Genomic DNA, 24,563 nt, shown 5'->3' on the forward strand with positions numbered 1-24,563 from the left:
CATGGGGGCCTGGGTGGCCGGGCGCGTGTGCCCCGTGGTGTCCGGGTCTTCGGTCGCGCGTGCGGACCGCTGCCCCAGCCCTGACGCTTAGTCTGTTCGTATGACTGACGAACTCCCCGAGCTGCGTGCCTCCGACGCCGATCGCGAGCGGGTCGCCGAAACCCTGCGCAACGCCCACGCCGAAGGGCGCCTCGACTTCGAGGAGTTCGAGGAGCGTCTGGAGACCGCCTACAAGGCCCGCACGTTCGGTGAGCTGCGCCCGCTGACCGCCGACCTGCCACAGGGGCACGTCGGCGCGTCCCCCGCCGTTCACCGGCCCGGTGTGCCGGCCACCTGGCGCGAGCGGATCGGCGGCACCGCCACGTCCCGCTGGGCCTTCGCGATGTGGAGCGGCTTCTCCCGCCGGGGGCGCTGGACGGCGCCGCGCGCCTTCACGGCGGTGACGTTCCAGGGAGGCGGCGAGCTCGACCTGCGGGACGCCAACTTCGAGGCGGAGGAGGTCACCATCCGCTGCTTCATCCTGATGGGCGGCGTGGAGGTCGTCGTCCCGCCGGGCGTGGACGTCCAGGTGACGGGCTTCGGCTTCATGGGCGGGTTCGAGGACACCGACCACGAGCCCGCCGACCCGGGCGCGCCCCGCGTGAAGATCACCGGGTTCGCCATGATGGGCGGCGTCGGCTTGAAGCGGAAGGCGTCCAAGCTGGAGAAGAAGCGGCTGGAGGCGGAGCGGGAGCGGTCGGCGTGGCGGGAAGGCCAGGCGCCCCAGGAGCGCCGAGAGGTGACGGACCGGGACCGGCCGCACAAGGAACTGGGCTGAGGGCCGGGCCGCGGGGCGCCTGCTCTTCGTCCCCGGTTCCTCATCCCTTCGACGAGGACGACGCCGTCGCCGCCGGCGCCCGGGCCGTGAGCTGATCGAGGTCCACCGCCTCGGCCATCGCCCGGTACCCCGCGTCGCCGGGGTGCAGGTGGTCGCCCGAGTCGTAGGCGGGCCGCAGGCGTTCGGGGTGGGCGGGGTCGCTCAGGGCGCGGTCGAAGTCGATGACGGCGTCGAAGAGGCGGCCGGCGCGGATCGACCGGTTGATCTCCTGGCGGAGGGACTCCGTCTGGGGTGTGTGGCCGCGGTGGCCGCCGAAGGGCAGCAACGTTCCGCCGACCACCCGCAGTCCGCGGTCCCGCGCGGCGTCGGTGACCTCGCGCAGCCCCGCCACCACGGCGCCCGCGTCCCGTTGCCGCGGGGAGCGCAGCAGGTCGTTGATGCCGATCATGACGACGACCGTGCGGGCGCCCGTCCGGCTGAGCACGTCCCGCTCCAGGCGCGTCAGCAGGGCGGCGTTGTCGGGGTGCGCGGCCGGGGCGGGGCGGCGGCCGTCGGTCAGCAGGCGGTTGCCCGCGATGCCCTGGTTGAGGACGCCGTAGCGGGGTGCGCCGTGCTCGGTGCGCAGCCGGTCGGCGAGGAAGTCGGGCCACCGGTGGTTGGTGCCGGGCGTGGACCGGGTGCCGTCGGTGATCGAGTCGCCGACGGCGACGAGGGTGCCCTGGGCCCGGGGATTCCAGACGTCCACGCCGGTCACGTACCGCCAGTACGGGGTGCGTCGGTTGTACGCGGCGCCGGAGAGGTCCCCGGACCGGTTGCCGTGCGCCAGGTAGGAGGTCTGCTGGGCCGTCGAGTGGTGGGTGACGGGGCCGGACGGGGCGGGGGCGTAGGTGGTGACCAGGACGTCCGCGTCCGCCGGGACGGTGAGGCGGGCCGGGTCGCTGGTGACCGCGCGACCCGGGGGCACGGTCACCTCGGTCCGCCCGTCGAAGGTGAGCCGCCGCAGGGTGCCGGGCGCGGCGGCCGGGGCGCCGCCGGACGCGGGCAGCGCCAGGGTGACGTGGGTGAGGGTCAGCGGCCGGTTCCCGTAGAGGTTGGAGAACCGCACGCGGGCGCGGCTGCCGCCGATGCTGGTGTGCACCACGTTGCGTATCGACTGGCGCGGGTAGCCGTCGCCGGTGCCCGGCTCGGCGGCGGAGGGCGCGGCCGACCAGGTGCCGACCCACCCGTCCGCCGGAGCGGGCGCGGCCGGGGCGGCGGGCTCCGGGCGGCCCGGCCGGGCGAGGAGGAGCACCGCCGTGACCAGCAACCCGAGGCCCAGGACACCGGAGAGCAGTGCGTAACCCATCCTTGTGGACATGCCGGGCAACTCCTGGGGCGGCGGAGCGGCGCGGGCTCCGGACGGTCAGGACCAATGCGTGATCGACGGACCGACGCGGTCCGGACGCGGCTTTCATGATCCCACGGGCGTTCGGGGGGCCGGACGCGGCCTTGGCGCTCCCGTGACGGTCGGGCGTTCGGGCGCGGCCTTGGTGATCTGGTGACGGTTGGGCGTTCGGGCGCGGGCTTCGCGATTCTGTGGACGATCGGGTGCCTGGTCGCGGCCTCCGTGATGCCACGGGCGTTCGGAGGCCCGGTCGCGGCCAGTAGGGCGGGTGCCGGGGACTCGTGCTTCACCCCACGGACGTCCGGGGACCCGGCCACGGCCTGTGGGATGGACGCCGGGAACTCGTGGTTCGTTCCGGGAGTAGGTCACAGTTGGACAGACGGCCGGGTACGCGAAGAGTGTCGCAAAGGCGTACCCCTGAACGGGTGGAGCGGATGGAACGGACGAGTACCGACAAGGCGCCGGGCACCGGCGCCGGCGCGGTCGGCGGGCTCGGTGACAGTCCCGCGGACCAGGAGAAGCGGCGCGCCGTACGCCGGATGAAGACCCTCGCCACCGGCCTGCTGCTGGCCGTGGCCGTGGTCTACGGGCTGGCGAAGTGGGGCGACGCCGCCGGGGCCGGGGCGTGGACGGGGTACGTGGCCGCCGCCGCGGAGGCGGGGATGGTGGGCGCGCTGGCCGACTGGTTCGCGGTCACCGCGCTGTTCAAACGGCCCCTGGGCCTGCCCATCCCGCACACCGCCATCATTCCGACCAAGAAGGACCAGCTCGGGGTGAGCCTCGGCGAGTTCGTCGGCGAGAACTTCCTCTCCGGGGAGGTCATCCGGCAGCGGCTGCGCCGGGTCGGCATCGGCCGGCGGCTCGGCGCCTGGCTGGCCGAGCCGAAGAACGCCGACCGGGTGACGGCCGAACTCTCCACGGCGCTGCGTGGCGCGCTGACCGTGCTGCGCGACTCCGACGTCCAGGCGGTGGTCGGCGAGGCGATCACCCGGCGCGCGGACGCCCAGGAGGTGGCGCCGGGGCTGGGCAAGATGCTGGACAAGATCGTCGCGGACGGCGGGCACACCCGGGTGGTGGACCTGGTCTGCGTCCGCGCCCACGACTGGCTGCTGGCCCACAGCGACTCCGTCATGACGGCGGTCTCCGGCGGCGCGCCCGGATGGACGCCCCGTTTCGTGGACCGCAAGGTGGGCGAGCGGGTCTACAAGGAACTGCTGCGCTTCGTCACCGAGATGCGCGACATGCCCGAGCACCCGGCGCGCGGCGCCGTGGACCGCTTCCTGAAGGACTTCGCCGGCGACCTCCAGTCCGACACGGACACCCGCGCCCGCGTGGAACGCCTCAAGTCCGAGGTGCTGGGCCGCTCCGAGGTCCAGGACCTCATCGGCTCCGCCTGGAGCTCCGTCCGCTCCATGATCGTGGCGGCGGCCGAGGACGAACAGAGCGAACTCCGGCTCCGGGTGCGCGCCGCCCTCCTCTCCCTCGGGAAGCGGATGGCCGCGGACGGGCGGCTGCAGGGCAAGGTGGACGGCTGGCTGGAGGGCGCGGCCGTCTACGTGGTGACGACCTACCGGAGCGAGATCACCGCACTCATCACCGAGACGGTGGCGAGCTGGGACGCCGAGCACACCTCGCGGAAGATCGAGGCCCACATCGGCCGCGACCTTCAGTTCATCCGCATCAACGGCACGGTGGTGGGGGCGCTGGCGGGGCTGTGCATTTATGCGGTGTCGCGGGCGTTGGGGGGGTGAGGTGGCGCGGAGGTCCGCCGAGGTCCGCAGGCGGGGCGGGCCGCGGGCCGGGCCGTGCGCCGGTGGGGCGGGCGGCGGATCGTTGACGTTGAGGTGTCCCGGATTGGGACGCGTTCGAAGACGAGGGCCTGCGAGGTGTCCGGGACGAGGGAGCCGGGGCCCGTCCGGCGGCTGACCGACTGACCGGCTGACCGGTTGAGCGGCTGCCCGGCTGCCCGGCTGACGAAGGACCCCTCCCCGTAGCCCACGCCCCCGGGCGCCGCCATCCTGTCCCTCCTGTCCCGGCTGGGTAGGGTCTGACCCCGTGCGATCCCACTCTTCCGGCGGACGATCCCCGGCCTCCCGGCGCGCCACCCTGCTGTGGCTCCTGGCCCCGTACGTGCTCTACCTGGCCGTACTGCCCCTGGTGAACCGCGTCACCCCGACGGTGCTCGGCCTGCCCTTCCTGTTCTTCTGGCTGCTGCTGGCCACGCTGTTCACCCCGGTCGCGGTCTGGCTGGCCTGGCGCGGCGACCGGAAGCGGGGGCGGGCGTGAACGCCGCCGTCGCGACCACCGTCTTCGGGGTCTTCATGGTGTTCACGCTGGCCCTGGGGCTGCTGGCGGTCCGCGGCCGGGGCTCCGGCGGCGGGCTGGCCGAGTGGTCGCTCGGCGGGCGCAGCCTGGGCACCGTCTTCATCTGGGTCCTGATGGCCGGTGAGGGCTACACCAGTTTCAGCTACCTGGGCGCCGCGGGCTGGGGCTACAACTTCGGCGCCCCGGTGCTCTACGTCCTGGCGTACATGTCGTGCGGCTACGCCATCGGGTACGTCGTCGGCCCGATGCTGTGGAACTACGCGCGCCGGCACGGCCTCGTCGGCATCACCGACATGGTGGCGCACCGCTACGGCCGCCCCTGGCTCGGCACCGCCGTTGCCATCCTGGCCACCGTCTGCCTGCTGCCGTACATCCAGCTCCAGATCACCGGCATGGGCGTGGTGGTCTCGACGATCTCCTACGGGGCCATCAGCCTGAACTGGGCGTACTTCATCGGTTTCGCCGTGACCACCCTCTTCGTGGTGGTGAGCGGCCTGCGCGGCAGCGCCTGGGTGTCCGTGCTGAAGGACATCCTGGTCATCGGCACGCTGGCGTTCCTCGCCGTCTACGTGCCGTTGCACTACTTCGACGGGTACGGGCCCTTCCTCGACCGGATCGTGGCCGAGAAGCCGCAGTGGCTGACCTTCCCCGGTCACGAGTCGAACGGACTCGGTCAGGGCTGGTTCATCACCACGACGTTCCTGAACTCCCTGACCGTCGTCATCTTCCCGACGACCGTCGCCGGCTACCTGGGCGCCCGCAACGCCGACGCGCTCCGCCGCAACGCGGTCTTCCTGCCCTTCTACAACGTGCTGCTGTTCGTGCCGATGCTGCTGGGCATGGCCGCGCTGTTCATCGTCCCCGGGCTGACCGGCGCCGATTCCAACCTCGCGCTGTTCAAGCTGGTCGTGGACTCGCTGCCGGCCTGGGCGGTGGGCGTCATCGGGGTTGCCGCGGCGCTGTCGTCCATCGTGCCGATGGCCGTGTTCATGCTGGTCATCGGCACCATGTGGGGACGCAGCGTGCTGGGCGCCGTGCCGCGCCTGGCCGACCGGCAGAAACTGTGGTCCCGGGTGGTGGTGGTCGCCGCCGGGGCGCTGGCCCTCCTCCTGACGTACACCGCCCCGAACACCCTCGTCCGCCTCTCGCTCATCTCCTACGAGGGGATGGCGCAGCTCGTTCCCATGCTGCTGCTGGGGCTGGTGTGGCGGCGGCTGACGCTGTACGGGGCGGTCGGCGGTCTGGTGGCGGGCGTGGGCCTGGTCTGCTGGCTGGTCTTCAGCGGCCACGACCCGGTGTGGGGCGTCAACGCCGGCATCCTGGCGCTCGCCCTGAACCTGGCCGTGGCGCTCACCGTCACCTGGCTCGGCCCCCGCCCGGCCGACGACCGTCCGGACGCCGAGGTGCTGGCGTCGGATGTGGAGGACGAGGCCCCGGCGGGCGAGCGGGTGGGGGCGGGTTCCGGGGGGTGACCGCCGGGAGTGAACGGAGGTGGGGTGCTGGTTCCGTCCCGGTTCCGTCCCGGTTCCGTCCCGGTTCCGTCGCGTCAGGGGCTCGCCGGGTCGGTGATCTTCTTGCCGGTGGCGGAGACCGCGAACCACACCCCGCCCTTGCCCTGGCCCTTGATGTCGCCGGGCTGCTTGTCCCCGGTGAACCAGTAGACGGGCCAGCAGGCGATGCTCAGTTGCCGGCTGCCGTCGGGGCGCTTGACGGTGCCGACCAGCTTGGCCGCGACGCCCGACAGCTTCGCCCGGTCGACCGGCCGGGCGGGCTTCCAGGTGTCCAGGCAGGCGCCGACGCAACCGATCCGCATCGGCCAGGCGCTGTCCTTGTCGAACCGGTACAGCGTCCTGGCCTTGCCGTCGACGAGTATCCGGCCGAGCCGGGGCTGCTCCCGCACCGCGAGCCCGGCCGCGTTCCCGGCGGCGTTCCCGGACGCGCCCTCCGCCCCGCCGTAACCGTCCGCCGTGTTGCCCCCGGCCCCGCCGTCCGCTTTGCCGTCCGCCTTGCCGCCGTCGGCCGTCAGGGCGTACCAGGCGCCGCCCACCCCCTGCCCCTTGGCGTCACCCGGCGCGGTGTCCTTCGCGTACCGGTAGACGGGCCGGCCGCCGAGGGTGAGCTGCTCGACCCCGTCCGGGCGGCGGACGGAACCCAGCGCACCGGCCGCCATCCCGGTAGCCGGCCCGGCGCCCTCGGCCGGGACCGGTGGCCAGGCGGCGGCGCAGCCGCCCGTGCAGGCGGAGGCGGGCGGCTGGGCGGTGTCCCGCTCGAAGCGGTAGAGGGTCCTGCCCTTGCCGTCGGTGACGACCGGGCCGAGCCCGCCGACCTGGCGTAACGCGAGGGTCCCGGCCGCGCCGCGCCCCATGCCGGGCCCGGGCGCGGGGCTGTCCGCCCCCGACCCGTACCCGTCGCCCCCGGAGGGCGCGGCGGACCCCTGCCCGGCCGACCCCGCGCCGTAACCGTTCGCCGCGTCGGCCTGCGCCCCTTGGCCCTTCTGGTCCTTGGCCGCGCCGCCCGCGCCGTCCTTGGCGCCGTACGCGTCACCGGGGGCGCCGGCCGCAGACCTGGCGCTGTCGGCCCCGGCCTTGCCGTACGCGGAACTGTCGTACGAGGTCGATCCACCCTTCCCGCAGGCGGCGCTCAGCGCCAGGACCGCCGCCGCGACCACGGTAACGGCCACCCGGTGCCGGTCGGGGTGGGGTCGGCGGCGGGCCGGAGGCCGGTCGGTCTGCGGATGGGGCGGACGGGGCGGGTGGCAGGGGCAGGGCTGGGAGGGGGGCGTGGGTGGCCGGTGCGAGGTGGGGGTGGGTGTGGATCGGTTCGGGGTGGAGGTGGTGGTGAGGGTGGCGGGTGGGGGCGTGGGGTTCGGGCGTGGGTTCATCGGTGGTGCTCTCCTCGTGCGTCGGGGCGACGGGTGACGGATGCCGTCGCCGCGGGGGAGGTACGAGGAGAGGTACGAGGGGAGCGTGACGGGCGTTCAAAGCGGTCGTAATCGGTCCACGTGTGGCAAAAGTGGCCTGCGGAGGAGTCGGTTGACGGCAGGTCGGGACGAGGAGGGAGCGCCTTTGATCGTGGTGGGGGGAGGGAGTGAGCGGCCGGGGTGGGCGAGCGGCGGGAGCGGTGCGCGGGGGTGGTGGCCGCGCTGTTCACCGTTCGCGCACCGGTTACGCTGGGGCGGCGGCTCGCGTGGGCTCGTAAGCGTCCGGATCGGACGGATGCCGATGACGATCCGTGCCCGTCCGGGATCGGAAAGCGCGCCGGGCCGACAGTTCCCTGTGGGAACCGTTTCGTACGATGATGGCATCTGTATGAGTGTTGATCGGTGCGGTTGTTGATCGACGCGTGCGTTGATCGACGCGGGCGTTGATCCGTACGGGCATGGGCCCGTACGAGCAACCGTCCGTGGCCGCTTACGGCGGCCGACACGAGGACCACGGAAGGAGGAGGACGACGACATGTACCGCTTCGTCGGAGCCTGGCGGCCACTGGCCGGTGCGGCGTTCTTCCTGCTCGCCGGGTTCCTGCTGACGCAGAGCGGGCTGACCGCCGCGCTGACCGCCGCGGCGACCACCACGGCCGTCCTGTTCCTGTGCCGCGCCTTCCTCGTGGCCGCCATCGCACGGCCGGTCCCGCCGGGGCGGGTCCGCACCGCGATCCGGGACCGGGAACGCCGTACCGCCTTCCTCGCGCAGCGCGACCCGGACGCCGCCGGCCGTCCCCGTCCGCGAGCGCCCGGCCACGCCCTCCCGACGACCGCGTAAGCGCTGAATCCCGGCCCTGGCGGCAGCTCCTGGCACCACACGGGTGCTCCTGGCCGACATCTGCACGGGCGCTTCTGGCCGGCACCTGCACGGGTGCTTCTGGCCGACACCGACACCGCACCTGTATGTGTCCGCCGCGCCTCTAGGTACCTGTACGTACGTGGCACGTAGGCGCACACACCCGTCATAGGCGCACCCCAAGCACCCCAGCACACGGATGCGCGCCTCGGGCGGGCCCGTGCCCGTGCCTGTGCCCGTGCCTGTGCCCGTCACGCACCGGTTCGCGCCGGTTCGCACCGACGCCGGACCGCCCTGAGCTGCCCCATCCCGGAACCCGGACACCTCGGTACCCGCACGCCGGATGCCCGGATACCCGGATGCCCTGGCACCCATCCACCCGGACAAGGCCCCCATGCCCCGTCCCGGCTGGTCGGCTCCACCCGGATTCAGCGCCCACGCGGCTCGTCACGCCGTTGCTCACCCCGGCCCACGGCCGGGGGTTCCGACAACCCGGTACGACGAGACCCGTTGGAGGGCTCACCCATGTCCGTCTTCACCATCCTGGGCGGTCTGCTGTCGCGGATCGCCGACGCGATCGACCCGCTCTTCGGCGCGTCCGCCACGGCCGCCGCCATCGTCCTGTTCACCCTCGGCGTGCGCGCCGCGCTGCACCCGCTGGCCCGCGCCGCCGCGCGCGGCGAGAAGGCGCGGGCCGTGCTCGCGCCGCGCCTTGCCGAGCTGCGCCGCAAGCACGGCGACGATCCCGAACGGCTGCGGAAGGCCGCGGCCGAGCTCTACGCCGAGTCCGGTTCCTCGCCGCTGGCCGGGTGCTTGCCGACCCTCCTCCAGCTCCCGGTCTTCTTCCTGATGTACCACCTCTTCTCCGCCGGTGGCGGCGACCTGCTCAGCCACACGCTGCTCGGCGCCCCGCTGGGCGGGCGGTGGACGGACGCCCTGGCGGACGGCGGGGTCTTCGGGCCGCACGGGCTGGTCTACGTCGCGCTGTTCGCGCTGGTCGTGGCCGTCGCCACCTGGAACTTCCGGCGGGCGCGGGCCGCGTCGGCGGCGCTCCCGGCGACCGGCGGCGGGGAGGCGGTGCCGGGCATGGCGGGGCTGACCAAGATCATGCCGTGGCTGTCCTTCGGCACGCTGATCACGGTGGCGGTGGTGCCGCTGGCGGCCGGCCTGTACGTGGTGACGACGACGGCCTGGACGGCGTGCGAACGCGCGCTGCTGCACCGGGACCGCACGCGGATCGAGCCGGGCGAGCGGAAGGCTGTGGCCGGTCCCGCCCGCTGAACACAGTGCGCGCCGCCGCACCGGGACCGCACCCGGACCGAGCCGGGCGGCCGGAAGGCTCTCGCCGGTCCCGCCCGCTGAACGCGGTACGCGCTGCCGCACCGGGACCGCGCGCGAGCCGAGCCGGGCGAACAACGGAAGGCTGTCGTCCCTCCCACTGAACGCGACGAAAAGCCGGCCAGCCGCAGGTGACGGACGGGATCCGCCCATTCCGGACCGTAACCACCCCCATACCGATCGGTAACGGTCCAGTCCGTGAACGGGGTCTTGCGGACTGGACGCCGTTCTTGGACGATCGGCCAAATCGCTCGATGGCCGTCCCCCATCGGCCGGCCCGTGGAGACCTCCTCGGGCCGACCCTTCGACCACGGGAGTTGAACGGATGAAGCTGCTGCGTGTCGGACCGGTGGGGGCGGAACGCCCGGCGCTGCTCGACGCGGACGGGGCCCTGCGGGACCTGTCCGGCCTGGTCAGGGACATCGACGGGGCGCTGCTCGCGGACGAGGCGGCGCTGGCCCGGGTGCGCGCCGCCGCCGGGGCCGGGGTGCTGCCCGTCCTGGACGCGGCCGGGGAACGGATCGGCCCGCCGGTCGCGGGCATCGGCAAGGTCGTGTGCATCGGGCTGAACTACCACGATCACGCCCGGGAGACCGGCGCCGCGATCCCCGAGGAACCGATCATCTTCATGAAGGCGCCGGACACGGTCGTCGGCCCCAACGACACGGTGCTCGTGCCGCGCGGCGGCGTGAAGACCGACTGGGAGGCCGAGCTCGCCATCGTCATCGGTGGCACGGCCCGCTACCTGGAGACCGACGCGCAGGCGCTGGCCGCCGTCGCCGGGTACGCGGTGGCGCACGACGTGACCGAGCGGGCCTTCCAACTGGAGCGCGGCGGCCAGTGGGACAAGGGCAAGAACTGCGAGACGTTCAACCCGCTGGGCCCCTGGCTGGTGACGGCCGACGAGGTGCCCGACCCCCAGGCGCTGGGCATCCGCCTCTGGGTGAACGGCGAGCCGAAACAGGACGGCACGACCGCCGACCAGATCTTCCCGGTGGCGGAAGTGGTCCGTTATGTCAGCCAGTTCATGACCCTGTACCCGGGTGACGTCATCAACACCGGCACTCCGGCGGGCGTGGCGATGGGGCAGCCGGAGCCGAAGCCGTTCCTGCGGGCCGGTGACGTGGTCGAGCTGGAGATCGACGGGCTGGGCCGCCAGCGGCAGGAGCTGAAGAACGCCTGACGCGGGGAGCCCGCCTGACGGTCCGTCTGCGTGTACGGACGAACCGTCAGGCCATCCGCCGGTCCCGATCAGGCTCGGCCCCCGGCCCTCGCCGCTCCGGCCGGGGGCCGTCTGCCGTCTCCTCCGACCGGTTCGGGGGACACCCGTGTGCGTGTCCCCCCACCGATTGTGCGGTTTGTCGGATAGTGCACCGTATGCCAAGAAAGATCACACCCTTGGTCCGGGCGGTGATGGCGGCACTGGTAGGGGCCGTGGTGGTGTCGCTGTTCGGATTGTTCGCCACATCCGGAACGGCCGCCCCGCTGCCCGGCGGCCTGGGGCCGTGCAAGGGCAGCCAGTGCCCGGGCCAGGACTCGGACCCCAACAACGGGCGGCTCGCCGGCCGGGACGAGAACATCAACATCTTCGTCGGCGGGGACTACCACGTCGGCGGCTCGGCGGCGGAGGCCGAAGGGAAGGTCGTCACCCTCGGCGACTTCGACATGAACAAGACGTCCGGCTCGAACGTCTACAACGTGGGCGTGGTCGGCGTGGGCTCGCGGGTGCCGCCGCCCGACGGTTCCGACTTCCTCACAGTCGGCGGCAACCTCACCGTCAAGGCCGGTCAGCGGCTGCTCGCGGAGGAGGGATCGGTCAGTGGCGTCGTCAAGTACGGCGGGACGCTGTCGGGCACGGTGAGCCCGAAGCCGGTGCACGACCCGAAGGCGGCCGATCCGTACCGGCATCTCTCGCCCGAGCTGACGAAGGCGAGCCACTGTTACGCCCGGGAGAACGGCAAGCAGCGCCCGGCCACCGGGACCGCCGTCAACCAGGGCCACCAGACGCTGTTCACTGGGGACGGGAAGTCCGCCCTCCAGGTGTTCAACGTGGACTTCGACATGGTCTCCAAGACGGGCGGGGACCAGGGCATCGCGTTCGAGAAGATCCCCAAGGGCGCCACCGTCCTGGTCAACGTCCTCGGGGACGCCCGCACGATCAGCACGTACATCGGGCACGACCTCCAGCCGGCCGGCATCCGGGAACGGCTGCTGTGGAACTTCCCCGACGCGACCCAGGTGACCATCAAGGGCAGCGCGCAGTTCCAGGGCTCCGTCCTGGTGGGCAACCCGAAGAGCGTGACGACCGTGTCGGTGCCGGGCATGAACGGCCGGTTCTTCACGACGGGCTCGCTGCGGCACGTCTCGTCCTCGGGGGCGGAGATGCACCGCTACCCGTTCGACGGAGACCTCCCGGACTGCGGGACGCCCCAGCCCTCGCCCACAACGACCTCCGACGCTCCCACGCCCACGCCCACGACCCCGACGCCCACGAGCCCGAGCCCGACCGCGACGACCACGAGCCCGTCGGCGTCCCCGTCCCCCTCCGCGTCCCCGTCCGCTTCGGCCTCGTCCCCCGGCCCGACGGCGTCCGCCTCCTCCGCGGCGCCCGGCGCGGTCACCGGAGGCGGGGGAGGCGACGGCCACGACGGCGCACTCGCCGACAGCGGCGACCCGTTCACCGATCCGCTGCTCCTCGCAGGGGGAGCGGCCACGGTGCTCGCGGGCGCCGGACTGGTACTGCTCATGCGGGCCCGCCGGTCACGTAAGGGCTGAGAACGCGGATACGGACGGTGGCACGGGGAGCCCGCAGCCGGGCGCCCCGTGCCACCGCTTTATGCCATCGTTCCGTGCCACCGCCGCGTCACCCCGTCAGGTAGCGCTCCAGGCCCTGTACCACCAGCGCGTGGTCCTCCTTCTGCGGCGGGTCGAAGACGGCGACCGCGCCGACCGCGCGGACGTGGTTGGCGGCATGGGCACTCGTGAGGGGCGGGCACTCGTGAGGGACGGGCGTCCGTGCCACCGCCGCGTCACCCCGTCAGGTAGCGCTCCAGGCCCTGTACCACCAGCGCGTGGTCCTCCTCCTGTGACAGGCCCGAGACGGCGACCGCGCCCACCACGCCGGTGCCGCGCAGCCGGATCGGGAAGGCGCCGCCGTGCGCGGCGTAGCGGTCGGGGTCCAGGCGCGAGGACTCCTCGAAGGTCCGGCCCTTGGCGCGGAAGCGGGTGCCGACGAGGTAGGAGGACTCGGCGTACCGCTCCACCACGCGGCACTTGCGGTCCACCCACGCGTCGTTGTCGGCGCTGGTGCCGGGCAGCGCGCAGTGGAAGAGGCGCTGGGCGCCGCGCCGGATGCCGACGGTGACGGAGGCGCCCCGCGCGCGGGCGAGTTCCACCAGCAGCGAGCCCAGCCGCCAGGCGTCGTCGGGGCCGAAGGACTCAAGAATCAGCCGGTGTTCCTGCGCCTCCAGCTCGGGCACCAGCGCGCGGGCCCGCTCTTGCACGGAGACGGAGTCGGAACCGGATGCGGGGGCAAGGCTCGGGTCGGGAACCTCTCCGGGTGCGCCACTCACGCCGACGCCCCCTCGATCCGGACCGTCCGGCCCTCCGCCGCGGAGAGCTTCGCGGCCTCCAGGACGCGCAGCGTCGCCGCCGCCTCCAGCGCGCTGACCGGCGGCCGGCCGCCCGCCCGCAGCGCCTCGGCCACGGCCGCGTAGTACGCCGGGTAGTCGCCCGGCAGCGTCGGGACGAGGCGGTCGACGGCCTCCGGGGACGCCTCCGCGCCGGCGGTGGCCCGGGTCGTGCCGCCGGAGCCGAGCCAGCCCCAGGCGGCCTCCGGCTCCGTGCCCCACGCCTCGTCCTCGCCGGGCCGCCGGCCCTCGCGGAGGGCCGCCTCCTGCGGGTCCAGCCCGTACTTGACGTAGCCCGCGCGACTGCCCAGCACCCGGAACCGCGGGCCGAGCTGGGCGGTGGTGGCGCTCACCCACAGGTGGGAGCGGACGCCGTTGGCGTGGGTGAGGGCGATGAACGTGTCGTCGTCCGCCTCGGCGCCCGGCCTGCGGACGTCCGACTCGGCGTACACCGAGGTCACTGGCCCGAACAGGGCGATCGCCTGATCGGCGAGGTGGCTCCCCAGGTCGTACAGCAGGCCGCCGATCTCGGCCGGGTCGCCGGACTCCCGCCAGCCGCCCTTCGGGCGCGGACGCCAGCGCTCGAACCGCGACTCGAACCGCTGCACCTCCCCGAACGCCCCCTCGGAAAGGAGCCGCTGGACCGTGCGGAAGTCGTTGTCCCAGCGGCGGTTCTGGAACACGGACAGCAGCAGCCCCCGCTCCTCGGCGAGCGCGGCCAGCCGCTCCGCCTCGGCGGCGGTCGCGGCCAGCGGCTTGTCCACGACGACCGGCAGCCCGGCCTCCAGCGCGGCGGTGGCGAGCGCGACGTGCGTCTTGTTGGGGGAGGCGACGACGATCAGGTCGAGGTCACCCGCCCGGTCCAGGACCGCTTCGGGCTTCTCGACCGTACGGACCTGGGGGTGCTCGGCGCGCGCCTTCGCCTGCCGTTCGGGGTCGGAGGTGGAGACGGTGTCCAGCGCCAGGCCCTCGGTCGCGGCGATCAGCGGGGCGTGGAAGACCGAACCGGCCAGGCCGTAGCCGATGAGGCCGACGCGGAGCGGGCGGTCGGCATCGGTAGGGGTACCGGCCGGGGGAGGAGTGGAGTCGGCACCAGTCGGGGAGGGGGTGGAGTCGGCACCGGGACCGGCCGGGGAAGGGGTGGAGTCGCTCATGCTCCCCACTTAAACAACGCTGTTGCCAAAGCGCAAGCGATGCCGACAATAGGGGGATGACCAGCCAGAACCCCGCCTCGCTGCCGGGCGCCAACCTCCCCGTCCTCCGTGGTCACAACACCGCGCTGGTCCTCGGCCTGCTCCGCGCGGCGGGCCCGGAAGGGGTGAGCCGGCTGGAACTCGCCGCCCACACCGGGCTCACCCCGCAGGCCGTCAGCAAGATCACGTCCCGGCTGCGGGACGAGGGCCTGGCAGCCGAGGCGGGCCGCCGGGCCTCCACCGGAGGCAAACCGCGCACCGTGCTGCGCCTGGTCCCGGGTGCCCGGCACGCTCTCGGCCTGCACCTGGACCGAGACGAGATCACCGCCGTCCTCGCCGACCTCGCGGGCGAACCGGTCGCCGTCCGCCGCGCCCCGCTGCCCTTCGGGGAGGGCGCCCCCGCGCTCCTGGACACGGTGGCCGAGGTGGTCGCCGTACTGCGCGCCGACGGGCCGCCCGGCCGGGTGCTCGGCGTCGGGGTGGCCGCGCCCGGACCGCTGGACCACGCGGCGGGCGTGCTGCACCGCGTCACCGGCTTCCCCCAGTGGGACGGCTACCCGCTGCGCGCGGCCCTCGCCGAACGCCTCGCCCTCCCCGTCGTCCTCGACAAGGACACCAACGCGGCGGCCCTGGTCCCCGCCCGCGCCGCCGGCTCCTTCGCCTACCTGCACCTGGGAACGGGGCTCGGCGCCGGGCTGGTGCTCGACGGGACGCTGTACCGGGGCCCCCGGACGGGCGCGGGCGAGTTCGGCCATCAGGTCCTGCACCTGGACGGGCCGCCCTGCCACTGCGGCAAGCGCGGCTGCGTCGAGGCGTTGTGCCTGGCCGCGATGGACCGGGGCGCGCCGGACGAGGCCGCCCGCCTCCTCGGTGTCGCGGCGGCCAACCTGGTCGAACTGCTCGATATCGATCGGGTGCTGCTGGGGGGCCGGACCGTGCTGGGGCACCCGGAGGTGTTCCTGCGCGGGGTGTCGGACGCGTTGGACGCACGCATACGACTCCGCGGGGCTTCCGCGCCGGTCGGCCCGTCCGACCCGTCGTCCGAGGGGAGCGGCTCGGTGCCGGTGTCCCTGCTCCCGGGCGGGGCGCGCGCGGTGGCCGACGGGGCGGCGGAACTGGTACTGGGCGAGGTGTTCGGGGCGGGGAGGCTGGCGGCGGGGCGGAGCACGTAGGGAAGGCGGCGTCACGAACACGTAGGGAGGCGTGGGGCGGGCGCTGGTGGGGCTGCGGCGGATGGGCGCACGCATGCGTCCGGACGGGGGTGGTGCCCGGAGCGTCGCGCGGGCGGGGGCGCGCGGGCGTGGCAACGTGCGGTGCGTGTGTGCGTGCCCGTGTGCGTGCCCGTGTGCGGCGTGCGGGGTCGCGTGCGGTGTGCGGTGTACGAGGTTGTGTGCGGCGTACGGGGTTGAGCGCGGCGTGCGAGTGCGTGCGGTGCCTATGACTCCGCGTGCGGTGTACGGGCGCGGGCGTGCGTACGGATGCGCGGGGCCGCGAACCTGTGGAGCCCGTTATCGCGCGAGGCGTCACCGCGTCACGTCCGGGCGCCGTACGAGCCGGGAAGGCTCCGGCCGAGTGCGTCGGCCAAGCCGGGAAGGACTCAATCCGCCATGCGTCGTCGTCCGTACCGTGCCCTGACCCCACTCGTCGCCGCGGTCGGCCTGCTGTCCGGCGCGCCCGGCACCGGGCCCGCGGCAGCGGCCGGACCGGGAACCCCGCCCGCCCCCGCCTGCGGACGCCCCGACAGCAAGGACTTCCCGCTCGCGGCCCGGCTGCGCGGCGGCCCGGCCGACTTCGCCCCCGGCGGCGCCTGGCGCACGTGGTACCTCGACCTGCGCAACACCACCCAGGCCCCGTGCCGCGACGTGCACCCCGTCATGGTCCTGACCGACCAGCGGCACGCCCTGGCGCCCCGCCACATCCGGTTGCAGTACCGCGACCCGGAACGACGCACATGGAACCCCGTCCCGTTCGAATCGACCGACCACGACGAGCAGATCGGAGTCTTCGGCAAGGAGGAAGGCGGCGCGGAAGGCGGGGCGGAAGGCAGGGCGGAAGGCGGGGCGGAACGCAAGGAGGAAGGAAGGACGGATGAAAGCGGCACACACCCCGGAAAGGTCGGCACCGGCGGCCTGACCGTGCCCGCCGACCGCACGCTCACCGTGCCGCTGCGGATGCGCTTCACCGCCGACGCCCCACGGGACCGGGTCACCGCCGGCGTCACCACCGTCCAGCGCCGGGCCGCGGACGGCGAGTGGATCGGCCAGAGCGGCGACCACACCTTCGCCATCCGGGGCGGCGCCCCCACCCCCGCTCCCGCTCCCGCGGATACCGCCACCGCCATGCGACCGGACCCCGCCGGGCCCTGGCCGTCCTCAGGCCGCTCGTCCCCAGGCCGCTCGTCCGCACCCTCTCCCCGTACGACCGACCCCGGGACCGATCCCGGGACCGCCCCCTCCCCACCCCAACTGGCCGCGACGGGCGCCACCCCGCTGTACCCGCTCGGGTACGCGGCGGGGGCGCTCATCCTGGGTGGCGCGGCCCTGCTCCTGCTCTCGCGCCGTCTGACGCGCTGACCAGGCGACCGGCTCCGTCCGGCACCGCCAGGCCCCGCCCCCGACACCTTCCGTACGCCCTGTCGTTCCCTCCCCGCAGGCGCCGACCCCGTCCCCGGCCACCTCGTGGTGCGAGGATCGCGCCGTGGACTACCCGAACGACCGGACGACCCCGGGCGCGCCCGTCCGCGCCGGTATCCCCGAGCACGGACGCATCCCCAAGTACTACGCGGCGAAAGTCCGTCTCGCCGCCCTGATCGAGGAGTTGGGCGAGGGCGAGGTGCTGCCCGCCGAACGCGAGCTGGCCCTGCGCTTCGAAGTCTCCCGGGAGACGCTGCGCCAGGCGCTGCGCGAACTCGTCCTCGAAGGGCGGCTGCGGCGGCTTGGCCGCGGCACGGTCGTGGCGGGCCCCAAGCTGGAGCAGCCGCTCGCGCTGGCGAGCTACACCGAGGGCGTACGGAAACAGGGCCGGCGGCCGGGCCGCCACCTGGTCGGCCTCGAACGCTTTCCCTGCCCGCCGGTTCTCGCCGCCGAACTGGCCCTGAACGCGGGCGAACCCGTATGGCACATGGAACGCGTCCTGCTCGCCGACGACGAACGGGTCGGCCTGGAGAGCACCTATGTGGCGGTGGCCCGGGTGCCGCGGCTGGACACCGACTTCGAACCCGACTCGTCCTTCTACGCCTACCTCCACGACCGGTTGGGCATCGGCTTCGGCGACGCGGACGAACGCCTGGAAACCGTCCTGGCCACCCCGCGCGAGGGTCTGCTGATCGGCACACCGGGCGCCCTGCCGATGCTGCTGATCCACCGCCTGTCCCGGGACACCCGCGGCCGTCCCCTGGAACGCGTCCGCACCCTCTTCCGCGGCGACCGCTTCTCGTTCACGGCGCATCTGGGCGACGCGTCCGGACGGCGAGCGTCGGGACAGTAAGCGACCGGACGGCAACTGCTCGGACGGCGAGTGCCCAGTCGATCAGTCACCGATCAGCAACCGCCCGACCCGCCACCGCAGTTGTACGGTCCGCGACCGCGACCGCAACCACAGCCGCCCGACCCGCAACCACAACCGCAGCCGCAAACCCGCAACTGAGGCTGCTCACCCCGCAACCACACCGCTCCCAAGCACCTCCCGAAGGACGTACCGAGCATTAGCCGAAATAACCGGATTGGTCTCCCGGTAATACGGCAGCTGAATCACCGCCATGGACAGCGCCCACCCCCGCCCCCGGGCCCAGGTGGCGTCGTCCACCTCCACCGCCTCGCGGTACGCCCGCCGTGCCGAGGCGGGCAGCAGGTTCCAGGCGGGGATGAGGTCGGTGGCCGGTTCGCCCATGCCCACGGTGCCGAAGTCGAGGACCGCCGAGACTCGGTCGCCGTCGAGCAGCAGGTTGCTCGGCATGAGGTCGGAGTGCGTCCAGCAGGCCGGGCCCGTCCACGGCGGTACGGCGAGGGCTTCTTCCCAGGCCGCGGTGATCTCGTCGGCGTCGAAGGGTTCGTCGGTGCGGCGCAGCGCCTCGATCGCCGCCCGCACTTCCTCGTCTTCGGTGATCAGCGGCGCGCCCCGGTGGGCGGGCGGGCCGCCGGGGAGGTCGATCGCGCGCAGGGCGCCCGCGAACGCCGCGAGGTCCCGGGCCACGATCTCGGGCTCGGCCAGGTCGCCCTCGACCGGGGTGCGGCCTTCGATCCACCGGTGCACCGCCCAGGTCATGGGGTACCCCTCCCCGGGGACGCCGGTCGCGACCACCTCCGGGATCGGCAGCGGGAGCAGCGGCGCCAGCCGGGGGAGCAGGTCCGCCTCCATCGCGATGGCCTTGGCGCCACTGGGGCGCAGCGGCAGCCGGACGGTCAGGGCCTCGCCGAGCCGGTAGATCGCGTTGACCGTGCCTCCGGAGGCGAGCCGGGCGATCGGCAGGTCCGCCCACCGGGGGAACTGGGCGCGCAGCAGCCGCCGGACCAGTCCGGCGTCGGTCTCCGCCTCGTCCGCGTGCATCGTGCCCATGCGCCGCCCCCCGCCAGGTCTCCCGGTTCCTGCCGGGATCGTCGCACGACCGGTTCGCGGGCCCGAAGTCTTTTTCCACCGCGCCGCATTGACCGCAGCAACGACGGCGGTAGAACTCGGACCGGCACGAACGAAAGCAACGCATCCCCCCTCCCTGATCACAAAATCACGGAAACATAACGGGTCTAGGCCAACCTTGTCGGCCCGTTCACCATCCCGTAGCCGTCCGGACCGACCCGGTACACCCGTTCCGACGAGCGTTCGGGCCATGCGAGTCATAGTTGTCGGGGCCGGGGTGCTGGGGACCATGCACGCCTGGCAGGCCATCGAGCGCGGCCACGAGGTCGTGCACATCGAGCGCGAGACCGAGGCGCGCGGCGCCTCGGTGCGCAACTTCGGGCAGATCTGGGTCAGCGGCCGTGCGGGCGGCGAGGAGTTGACGACCGCGCTGCGCGCCCGGGAGCTGTGGGAGGGCATCGGCGCCCGGGTGCCCGGCATCGGCTTCCGCGCCATCGGCTCGCTCACCGTTGTCAAGAACCCGGCCGAGCGCGCCGTCGCCGAGGCCGCCACCCGCCGCCCCGACGCCGCCGCCCGCGGCTACAAGCTGCTGGACGCCGACGAGGCGCGCGCCGTGAACCCGGCGCTGCGCGGCGACTTCCTCGGCGCCCTGTGGTGCGAACGCGACGCCGCCGTGGAACCCCGCGTGGCCCAGCCCGCCCTGCGCCAGGCGCTGCTGGCGTCCGGCCGGTACACCTTCCTCGGCGGACGCGAGGTGCGCGAGGTCGTGGGGGAGCGCTCCGTACGCGACGACCACGGCGACGTGCACGAGGGCGACGCCGTCGTCCTGTGCACCGGCGCCTGGCTCGGCGGCCTGGTCCGCGAACTGGTCCCGGACCTGCCGGTGCGCCGCGTCCGCCTCCAGATGATGCAGACCGACCCGCTCGGCGAGCCGCTGACCACCTCCGTCGCCGACGCCGACAGCTTCCGCTACTACCCGGCGTACGCGAGCGAGGCCCTGGACGCGCTGGCCGCCGAGCAGCCGCAGACCCCGACCGCTGCCGCCCACAAGATGCAGCTCCTGATGGTGCAGCGGCTCGACGGCGGGCTGACGATCGGCGACACCCACGAGTACGAGACCCCGTTCGGCTTCGACGTCGTCGAGGACCCGTACGAGCACCTGACCGGCGTCGTGGAGTCGATCCTCGGCCGCCCGCTGCCCACCGTGCGCCGCCGCTGGGCGGGCGTGTACGCGCAGTGCGTCGACACCTCCCGGGTGGTGCACCGGCAGCGGGTCCGCGAGGGCGTCTGGCTGGTCACCGGCCCCGGCGGACGCGGCATGACCTGCTCCCCGGCGATCGCCGAGGACACCGCGAACGAACTGGGCTGGTGAGGAAGTTGACACAGCAGTTGACGCAACAGACGACGCACCGGATGACACAGCAGTCGACGCAACAGATGACGCAGCACGAACCGACCGCACCGACCGCACCGACTGCACCGACCCACCAGCCCCCCATCACCCTCGCCGTCCTCGACATGGCCGGCACCACCGTCGCCGACGGCGGCCTGGTGGAGCAGGCGTTCGACGCCGCCGCCCGGCGGATGGGCGTCGAGCCGGGCAGCGCCGACCACGCCGAGAAGCTGGCCTACGTCCGCGCCACCATGGGCGAGTCGAAGATCTCGGTCTTCCGCCACCTCTTCGGCGACGAGGACGCGGCCCAGCGCGCCAACACCGCCTTCGAGGAGGCGTACGGCGAGCTGGTGGACGGCGGGCGGATCGCCCCGGTGCCCGGCGCCCGGGAGGCCATCGAGGCACTCCAGTCGGCCGGGGTGACGGTGGTGCTGACCACCGGCTTCGCCCGCGTCACCCAGGACGCCATCCTCGACGCGCTCGGCTGGCGCGACCTGGTGACGCTCACCCTCTGCCCGGCCGACGCCGGCGGACGCGGGCGCCCCTACCCGGACATGGTGCTCGCCGCACTGCTGCGCACCGGCGCCGCCGACTCCGTCCAGAGCATCGCGGTCGCGGGCGACACCTCCTACGACATGCTCTCCGGCCGCCGCGCCGGCGCCTCCGTGGTGGCGGGCGTCCTGACCGGGGCGCACGATGACGCCGCCCTGCGCGGGGCGGGCGCCACGCACGTCCTGAACTCGGTGGCCGACCTGCCGAACCTGCTGACGACGGCGGGGGACCGGCCAGGCCTGCCGACGGTGGAGGACCGGCCGAACCTGTCGGCGGCGGGGGACCGGGACGCACCACTCCCTCCAGGACTCACCCGATGACCGCCCCCGCGAGCCGGAACCGGACGAATCCCCGGGCAGCGGCACGGACACAGACCCCCGACGCCCCCTCCCCCCACAGCGGCATCCGCTTCGAGAACGTCACCGTCGCCTACGACGGGAACGTCGTTCTGGACTCCCTCGACCTCACCGTTGAACCGGGCGAGGTGATGGCGCTGCTCGGCCCGTCCGGCTCCGGCAAGACCACCGCGCTGCGGGCGGTCGCCGGGTTCGTCCGGCCCGCCTCCGGACGCGTCCTGATCGGCGGCCGGGACATGACCGGCCTGCCGCCGTACCGGCGCGGCATCGGCATGGTCGTCCAGCAGTACGCGCTCTTCCCGCACCTGCGCGTCGAGGAGAACGTGGCGTTCGGGCTGCGTGCCCAGAAGGCGCCGCGCGGCGAGATCGCCGCACGGGTGGCCGAGGCGCTGGAGATGACCGGCATGGCCGGGTACGCCAAGCGCTACCCGCGCGAACTCTCCGGCGGCCAGCAGCAGCGCGTCGCCATCGCCCGGGCGCTGGCCATCCGGCCGGGCGTGCTCCTCCTGGACGAGCCGCTGTCCGCGCTCGACGCCCGCCTCCGCTCCGAAATGCTCTCCGAACTGGCGCGCCTGCACCGCGAACTCCCCGACGTCTCGATGCTGTACGTCACCCACGACCAGATCGAGGCCCTGACCCTGGCCGACCGGATCGCCGTCATGGACCGCGCCCGCCTCCAGGACTGCGGCACCCCGCAGGACCTCTACCGCCGCCCGCGCACGGAGTTCACCGCGTCCTTCGTCGGCAACGCCAACCTGCTGCCGGTGACCGTGGGCGCGCACCCGGGCGAGGTGGAGTTCGCCGGGACGCGCCTCACCGTCGCCGCGGACGGCCCCGCGGCACCCGGCGCGGGCGCCACCCTCTGCGTCCGGCCGCACCTGGTCGGCCTCGGCGAGGGCCCCAACGCCCTGCGCGGCAAGATCGCCGAGGTCCAGTGGCGCGGCGCCACCCACCGCCTGTACGTGGACGTGGCCGGCCACCGCGTCAAGGCCGACCTGCGCGAACTCCGGGTCACCCCGGCCCTCGGCGACGAGGTGACGCTGCACTTCGCGCCGCGGGACGCCGTGCTGCTCCCGGCGGGGACGCACGGGGACCCGGCGGCCCCTTCAGGCGCGGCCGGTGCGTACGGGAATACCGGCGCGTACGAGGACGACAGGGCGTACGAGGACAACAGGGCGTACGAGGACGACAGGGCGTACAAGGACGACAAGGCATACGAGGACGACAAGGCGTACGAGCACAACAAGGCAGCGTACGGAGGTTACGGAGGCGCGGCCGATGGCTAGCAGCGCGACACCTTCATCCGTCGGCACCGTCCATGCCGCGCCCACCCCCTCGAACACCACGCCCCGCCGCTCCCGTTCCGCGGCCCCCCGCCCGCTCTCCCGCCTCCTCTGGGCGCTGCCCCCCATCGCCGCCCTCGGCATCGTCTTCCTCTACCCCCTGGCCCTCGTCGTACGGCAGTCCTTCACCCCGGACGGGGAAGGCGGCCACTCGACCGCCCCGTACGCGGACGTCTTCGGACAGGCGGTCTTCCGGGACGCGCTGCTCAACACCGTCCTGATCGCCGTCGGCGCGACCGTCGGCGCCCTGCTGCTCGGCTTCGTCCTGGCGCTGATCATCGCCTTCGTGCCGTTCCCCGGCGGGCGGGCGCTGAGCCGGTTCATCGACATCTTCCTCGCCTTCCCGTCCTTCCTGATCACCCTCGCGCTGCTGTTCGTCTACGGCACGACGGGCATGGCCAACGGCCTGTGGACGGACCTGACGGGCGCGCGCGAGGGCCCCCTCGACTTCCTGCACACCCCGTGGGGCGTCCTCCTCGCCGAGATCACCTACTTCACCCCGTTCGTGATGCGCCCGCTGCTCGCCGCCTTCTCGCAGGTGGAGACCGGCCAGCTGGAAGCCGCCTCGTCCCTCGGCGCCCGCCCGGCGCGGATCGTCCGGCAGGTGATCCTGCCGGAGGCGCTGCCGGCGCTGGCGGCGGGCGGGGCGCTCGTCCTGGTCATGGGCCTGAACGAGTTCGGCATCGTCCTGTTCACCGGCGCCAAGGACGTGGTGACGCTGCCGATGCTCGTCTACACCAAGGCGATGCTGGACGGCGACTACACCGGCGCCTGCGTCGTCGCCGTCGTCAACATCGTCCTCTCCGTCCTCCTCTACGCCCTCTACCGGTCCGTCGTGGCCCGCACGGGCGCCGGACGAACGCGAACGAAGAGGGCCCCGGCGGCGACGAAACGAGCCCCCAGGCCAACGACCGGCACCGCAAAGGCACAGGCGCACCGTGCCGCGACCGGAAAGGCCCATCCCGCCGCGACCGGAAGGGCACAGGCGCACCGTGCCGCGACCGGAAAGGCAAAGGCCCACCCCGCCGCGACCGGAAAGGCACAGGCGAACCGTGCTGGTACATAGCAAAGCCGCCCGCTGGACGCTCTGGGCGCTCTTCTTCGTCCTCTTCCTCCCCCTCTTCGCGCTGCCGTTCGCGGTGATCGTGGCCGCGTCCTTCGCGACGAGCTGGAGCGGCGCCCTGCCCTCCGGTCCGACCCTCGCCCACTACCAGGACATCGCCCGGGGCGACTCACCGGACGCGCTGGTCACCAGCCTCGTCACCGCGCTCGCCGCGAGCCTCGTCGCGCTCGCGGCCGGCACGTGGGCGGCCCTCGCCGCCGAACGGCTGCGCGCCCGGGGCCGCCGCGTCGTCGACGCCCTGTTCATGCTCCCGGTGGCCGTCCCCTCCGTCGTCGTCGGCCTCTCCCTCCTCGTCGCCTTCTCGCAGCCGCCCCTGCTGCTCAACGGCACCCCGCAGATCGTCGTGATCGCGCACGCGATCCTGGTCACGGCGTTCGCGTACCAGTCCGTCACCGCCGCGTTGGCCCGCCTCGACCCGGCGTACGAACAGAGCGCCGCGAGCCTGGGCGCCCGCCCGGCCTACGTCCTGTGGCGGGTCAAACTCCCCCTCCTGCTGCCCTCGCTGACCGCGGCCGTGGGGCTGTGCTTCGCCCTGTCCATGGGCGAGGTGAGCGCCACGATGATGATCTACCCGCCCGACTGGATGCCGCTCCCGGTGCAGATCTTCGCGACCACCGACCGGGGTTCCCTCTTCGGCGGCGCCGCGCTCGCCGTCGCCCTGATGGTGGCGACGCTGATCGTCCTGCTCGGCGTCTCCCGCATCCGTACGAGGGCCTCCTACCGCTGACCCTCCCCACCGCCTGACCACCCCTCCAAGGA

At 73.7% G+C, this 24,563-nt stretch carries 22 protein-coding genes; 16 read left to right on the forward strand and 6 right to left on the reverse strand.

The window, feature by feature from the left end; translation table 11 throughout:
• Window positions 1–100: 100 nt before the first annotated feature.
• Complete coding sequence (locus ABZX96_RS13265) at window positions 101–817, forward strand: DUF1707 domain-containing protein (protein WP_355542613.1); 717 nt, start codon at window positions 101–103, stop codon at window positions 815–817.
• 40 nt (window positions 818–857) lie between these two features.
• Here ABZX96_RS13265 and ABZX96_RS13270 read toward each other — a convergent pair whose 3' ends face one another.
• Window positions 858–2,174, reverse strand: coding sequence for an SGNH/GDSL hydrolase family protein (locus tag ABZX96_RS13270; protein ID WP_355542616.1), 1,317 nt, complete (start codon window positions 2,172–2,174; stop codon window positions 858–860).
• Between the two features lie 461 nt (window positions 2,175–2,635).
• Here ABZX96_RS13270 and ABZX96_RS13275 point away from each other — a divergent pair, with 461 nt between their 5' ends.
• The 3 genes from ABZX96_RS13275 to ABZX96_RS13285 all read left to right on the forward strand — a co-directional run bounded on the left by ABZX96_RS13275 (window position 2,636) and on the right by ABZX96_RS13285 (window position 5,998).
• On the forward strand, window positions 2,636–3,952 hold the full coding sequence (locus ABZX96_RS13275) for a DUF445 domain-containing protein (RefSeq protein WP_355542619.1): 1,317 nt from the start codon (window positions 2,636–2,638) through the stop codon (window positions 3,950–3,952).
• Window positions 3,953–4,256: 304 nt separating this feature from the next.
• Window positions 4,257–4,487 carry a DUF3311 domain-containing protein gene (locus ABZX96_RS13280; protein ID WP_355542622.1) on the forward strand — a complete coding sequence of 77 codons (231 nt, stop codon included), beginning with the start codon at window positions 4,257–4,259 and terminating at the stop codon, window positions 4,485–4,487.
• Window positions 4,484–5,998: a sodium:solute symporter family protein gene (locus ABZX96_RS13285; RefSeq protein ID WP_355542625.1), complete on the forward strand. Its 1,515-nt coding sequence runs from the start codon at window positions 4,484–4,486 to the stop codon at window positions 5,996–5,998. Before ABZX96_RS13280 ends, ABZX96_RS13285 begins: the two co-directional genes overlap by 4 nt.
• A gap of 74 nt (window positions 5,999–6,072) precedes the next feature.
• Here the strand turns inward: ABZX96_RS13285 and ABZX96_RS13290 are convergent, their stop codons facing one another.
• A complete protein-coding gene (locus tag ABZX96_RS13290) occupies window positions 6,073–7,407 on the reverse strand; it encodes an SCO0930 family lipoprotein (protein ID WP_355542628.1) in 1,335 nt (444 codons plus the stop codon).
• A 574-nt stretch (window positions 7,408–7,981) separates the two neighbouring features.
• Between ABZX96_RS13290 and ABZX96_RS13295 the strand changes: the two genes are divergently transcribed.
• The 4 genes from ABZX96_RS13295 to ABZX96_RS13310 all read left to right on the forward strand — a co-directional run bounded on the left by ABZX96_RS13295 (window position 7,982) and on the right by ABZX96_RS13310 (window position 12,418).
• On the forward strand, window positions 7,982–8,287 hold the full coding sequence (locus tag ABZX96_RS13295; protein ID WP_355542631.1) for a DUF6412 domain-containing protein: 306 nt from the start codon (window positions 7,982–7,984) through the stop codon (window positions 8,285–8,287).
• A 543-nt stretch (window positions 8,288–8,830) separates the two neighbouring features.
• Window positions 8,831–9,586 (forward strand): membrane protein insertase YidC, encoded by a 756-nt coding sequence (yidC, locus tag ABZX96_RS13300; RefSeq protein ID WP_355542634.1) that lies wholly within the window; start codon window positions 8,831–8,833, stop codon window positions 9,584–9,586.
• A gap of 382 nt (window positions 9,587–9,968) precedes the next feature.
• Window positions 9,969–10,826 carry a fumarylacetoacetate hydrolase family protein gene (locus tag ABZX96_RS13305; protein WP_355542637.1) on the forward strand — a complete coding sequence of 286 codons (858 nt, stop codon included), beginning with the start codon at window positions 9,969–9,971 and terminating at the stop codon, window positions 10,824–10,826.
• 194 nt (window positions 10,827–11,020) lie between these two features.
• Window positions 11,021–12,418, forward strand: a complete 1,398-nt coding sequence (locus ABZX96_RS13310; RefSeq protein WP_355542640.1) for a choice-of-anchor A family protein — start codon at window positions 11,021–11,023, stop codon at window positions 12,416–12,418.
• A gap of 88 nt (window positions 12,419–12,506) precedes the next feature.
• Here ABZX96_RS13310 and ABZX96_RS13315 read toward each other — a convergent pair whose 3' ends face one another.
• The 3 genes from ABZX96_RS13315 to ABZX96_RS13325 form a co-directional block, all read right to left on the reverse strand.
• Window positions 12,507–12,665 (reverse strand): hypothetical protein, encoded by a 159-nt coding sequence (locus tag ABZX96_RS13315; protein WP_355542643.1) that lies wholly within the window; start codon window positions 12,663–12,665, stop codon window positions 12,507–12,509.
• 7 nt (window positions 12,666–12,672) lie between these two features.
• On the reverse strand, window positions 12,673–13,146 hold the full coding sequence (locus ABZX96_RS13320; protein WP_355542868.1) for a heme-degrading domain-containing protein: 474 nt from the start codon (window positions 13,144–13,146) through the stop codon (window positions 12,673–12,675).
• Between the two features lie 65 nt (window positions 13,147–13,211).
• Window positions 13,212–14,426 carry a Gfo/Idh/MocA family oxidoreductase gene (locus tag ABZX96_RS13325; protein ID WP_355542646.1) on the reverse strand — a complete coding sequence of 405 codons (1,215 nt, stop codon included), beginning with the start codon at window positions 14,424–14,426 and terminating at the stop codon, window positions 13,212–13,214.
• Window positions 14,427–14,482: 56 nt separating this feature from the next.
• On the opposite strand from ABZX96_RS13325, the gene ABZX96_RS13330 reads away from it, so the two are divergent.
• The 3 genes from ABZX96_RS13330 to ABZX96_RS13340 all read left to right on the forward strand — a co-directional run bounded on the left by ABZX96_RS13330 (window position 14,483) and on the right by ABZX96_RS13340 (window position 17,951).
• On the forward strand, window positions 14,483–15,637 hold the full coding sequence (locus ABZX96_RS13330; RefSeq protein ID WP_355542649.1) for an ROK family transcriptional regulator: 1,155 nt from the start codon (window positions 14,483–14,485) through the stop codon (window positions 15,635–15,637).
• Between the two features lie 435 nt (window positions 15,638–16,072).
• Window positions 16,073–17,038, forward strand: a complete 966-nt coding sequence (locus ABZX96_RS13335; protein WP_355542652.1) for a hypothetical protein — start codon at window positions 16,073–16,075, stop codon at window positions 17,036–17,038.
• A 124-nt stretch (window positions 17,039–17,162) separates the two neighbouring features.
• Window positions 17,163–17,951: a GntR family transcriptional regulator gene (locus tag ABZX96_RS13340; protein ID WP_355542655.1), complete on the forward strand. Its 789-nt coding sequence runs from the start codon at window positions 17,163–17,165 to the stop codon at window positions 17,949–17,951.
• A gap of 165 nt (window positions 17,952–18,116) precedes the next feature.
• On the opposite strand, the gene ABZX96_RS13345 is transcribed toward ABZX96_RS13340, so the two are convergent.
• On the reverse strand, window positions 18,117–19,010 hold the full coding sequence (locus ABZX96_RS13345; protein WP_355542871.1) for an aminoglycoside phosphotransferase family protein: 894 nt from the start codon (window positions 19,008–19,010) through the stop codon (window positions 18,117–18,119).
• Window positions 19,011–19,287: 277 nt separating this feature from the next.
• On the opposite strand from ABZX96_RS13345, the gene ABZX96_RS13350 reads away from it, so the two are divergent.
• From ABZX96_RS13350 to ABZX96_RS13370, 5 genes are read left to right on the forward strand one after another with little or no spacing between them, the layout of a single operon-like run.
• Complete coding sequence (locus ABZX96_RS13350; RefSeq protein ID WP_355542658.1) at window positions 19,288–20,409, forward strand: TIGR03364 family FAD-dependent oxidoreductase; 1,122 nt, start codon at window positions 19,288–19,290, stop codon at window positions 20,407–20,409.
• Window positions 20,410–20,450: 41 nt separating this feature from the next.
• Window positions 20,451–21,302, forward strand: coding sequence for a phosphonatase-like hydrolase (locus tag ABZX96_RS13355; RefSeq protein ID WP_355542661.1), 852 nt, complete (start codon window positions 20,451–20,453; stop codon window positions 21,300–21,302).
• A complete protein-coding gene (locus ABZX96_RS13360) occupies window positions 21,299–22,624 on the forward strand; it encodes an ABC transporter ATP-binding protein (RefSeq protein WP_355542664.1) in 1,326 nt (441 codons plus the stop codon). The genes ABZX96_RS13355 and ABZX96_RS13360 overlap by 4 nt, the downstream gene beginning before the upstream one ends.
• Window positions 22,617–23,747 (forward strand): 2-aminoethylphosphonate ABC transporter permease subunit, encoded by a 1,131-nt coding sequence (locus tag ABZX96_RS13365; RefSeq protein WP_355542667.1) that lies wholly within the window; start codon window positions 22,617–22,619, stop codon window positions 23,745–23,747. The genes ABZX96_RS13360 and ABZX96_RS13365 overlap by 8 nt, the downstream gene beginning before the upstream one ends.
• Complete coding sequence (locus tag ABZX96_RS13370; protein ID WP_355542670.1) at window positions 23,734–24,531, forward strand: ABC transporter permease subunit; 798 nt, start codon at window positions 23,734–23,736, stop codon at window positions 24,529–24,531. The genes ABZX96_RS13365 and ABZX96_RS13370 overlap by 14 nt, the downstream gene beginning before the upstream one ends.
• Window positions 24,532–24,563 lie beyond the last annotated feature (32 nt).

The sequence above is a fragment of the Streptomyces sp. NPDC003077 genome (genome assembly GCF_040611095.1).
Classification (GTDB): Bacteria; Actinomycetota; Actinomycetes; order Streptomycetales; family Streptomycetaceae; genus Streptomyces.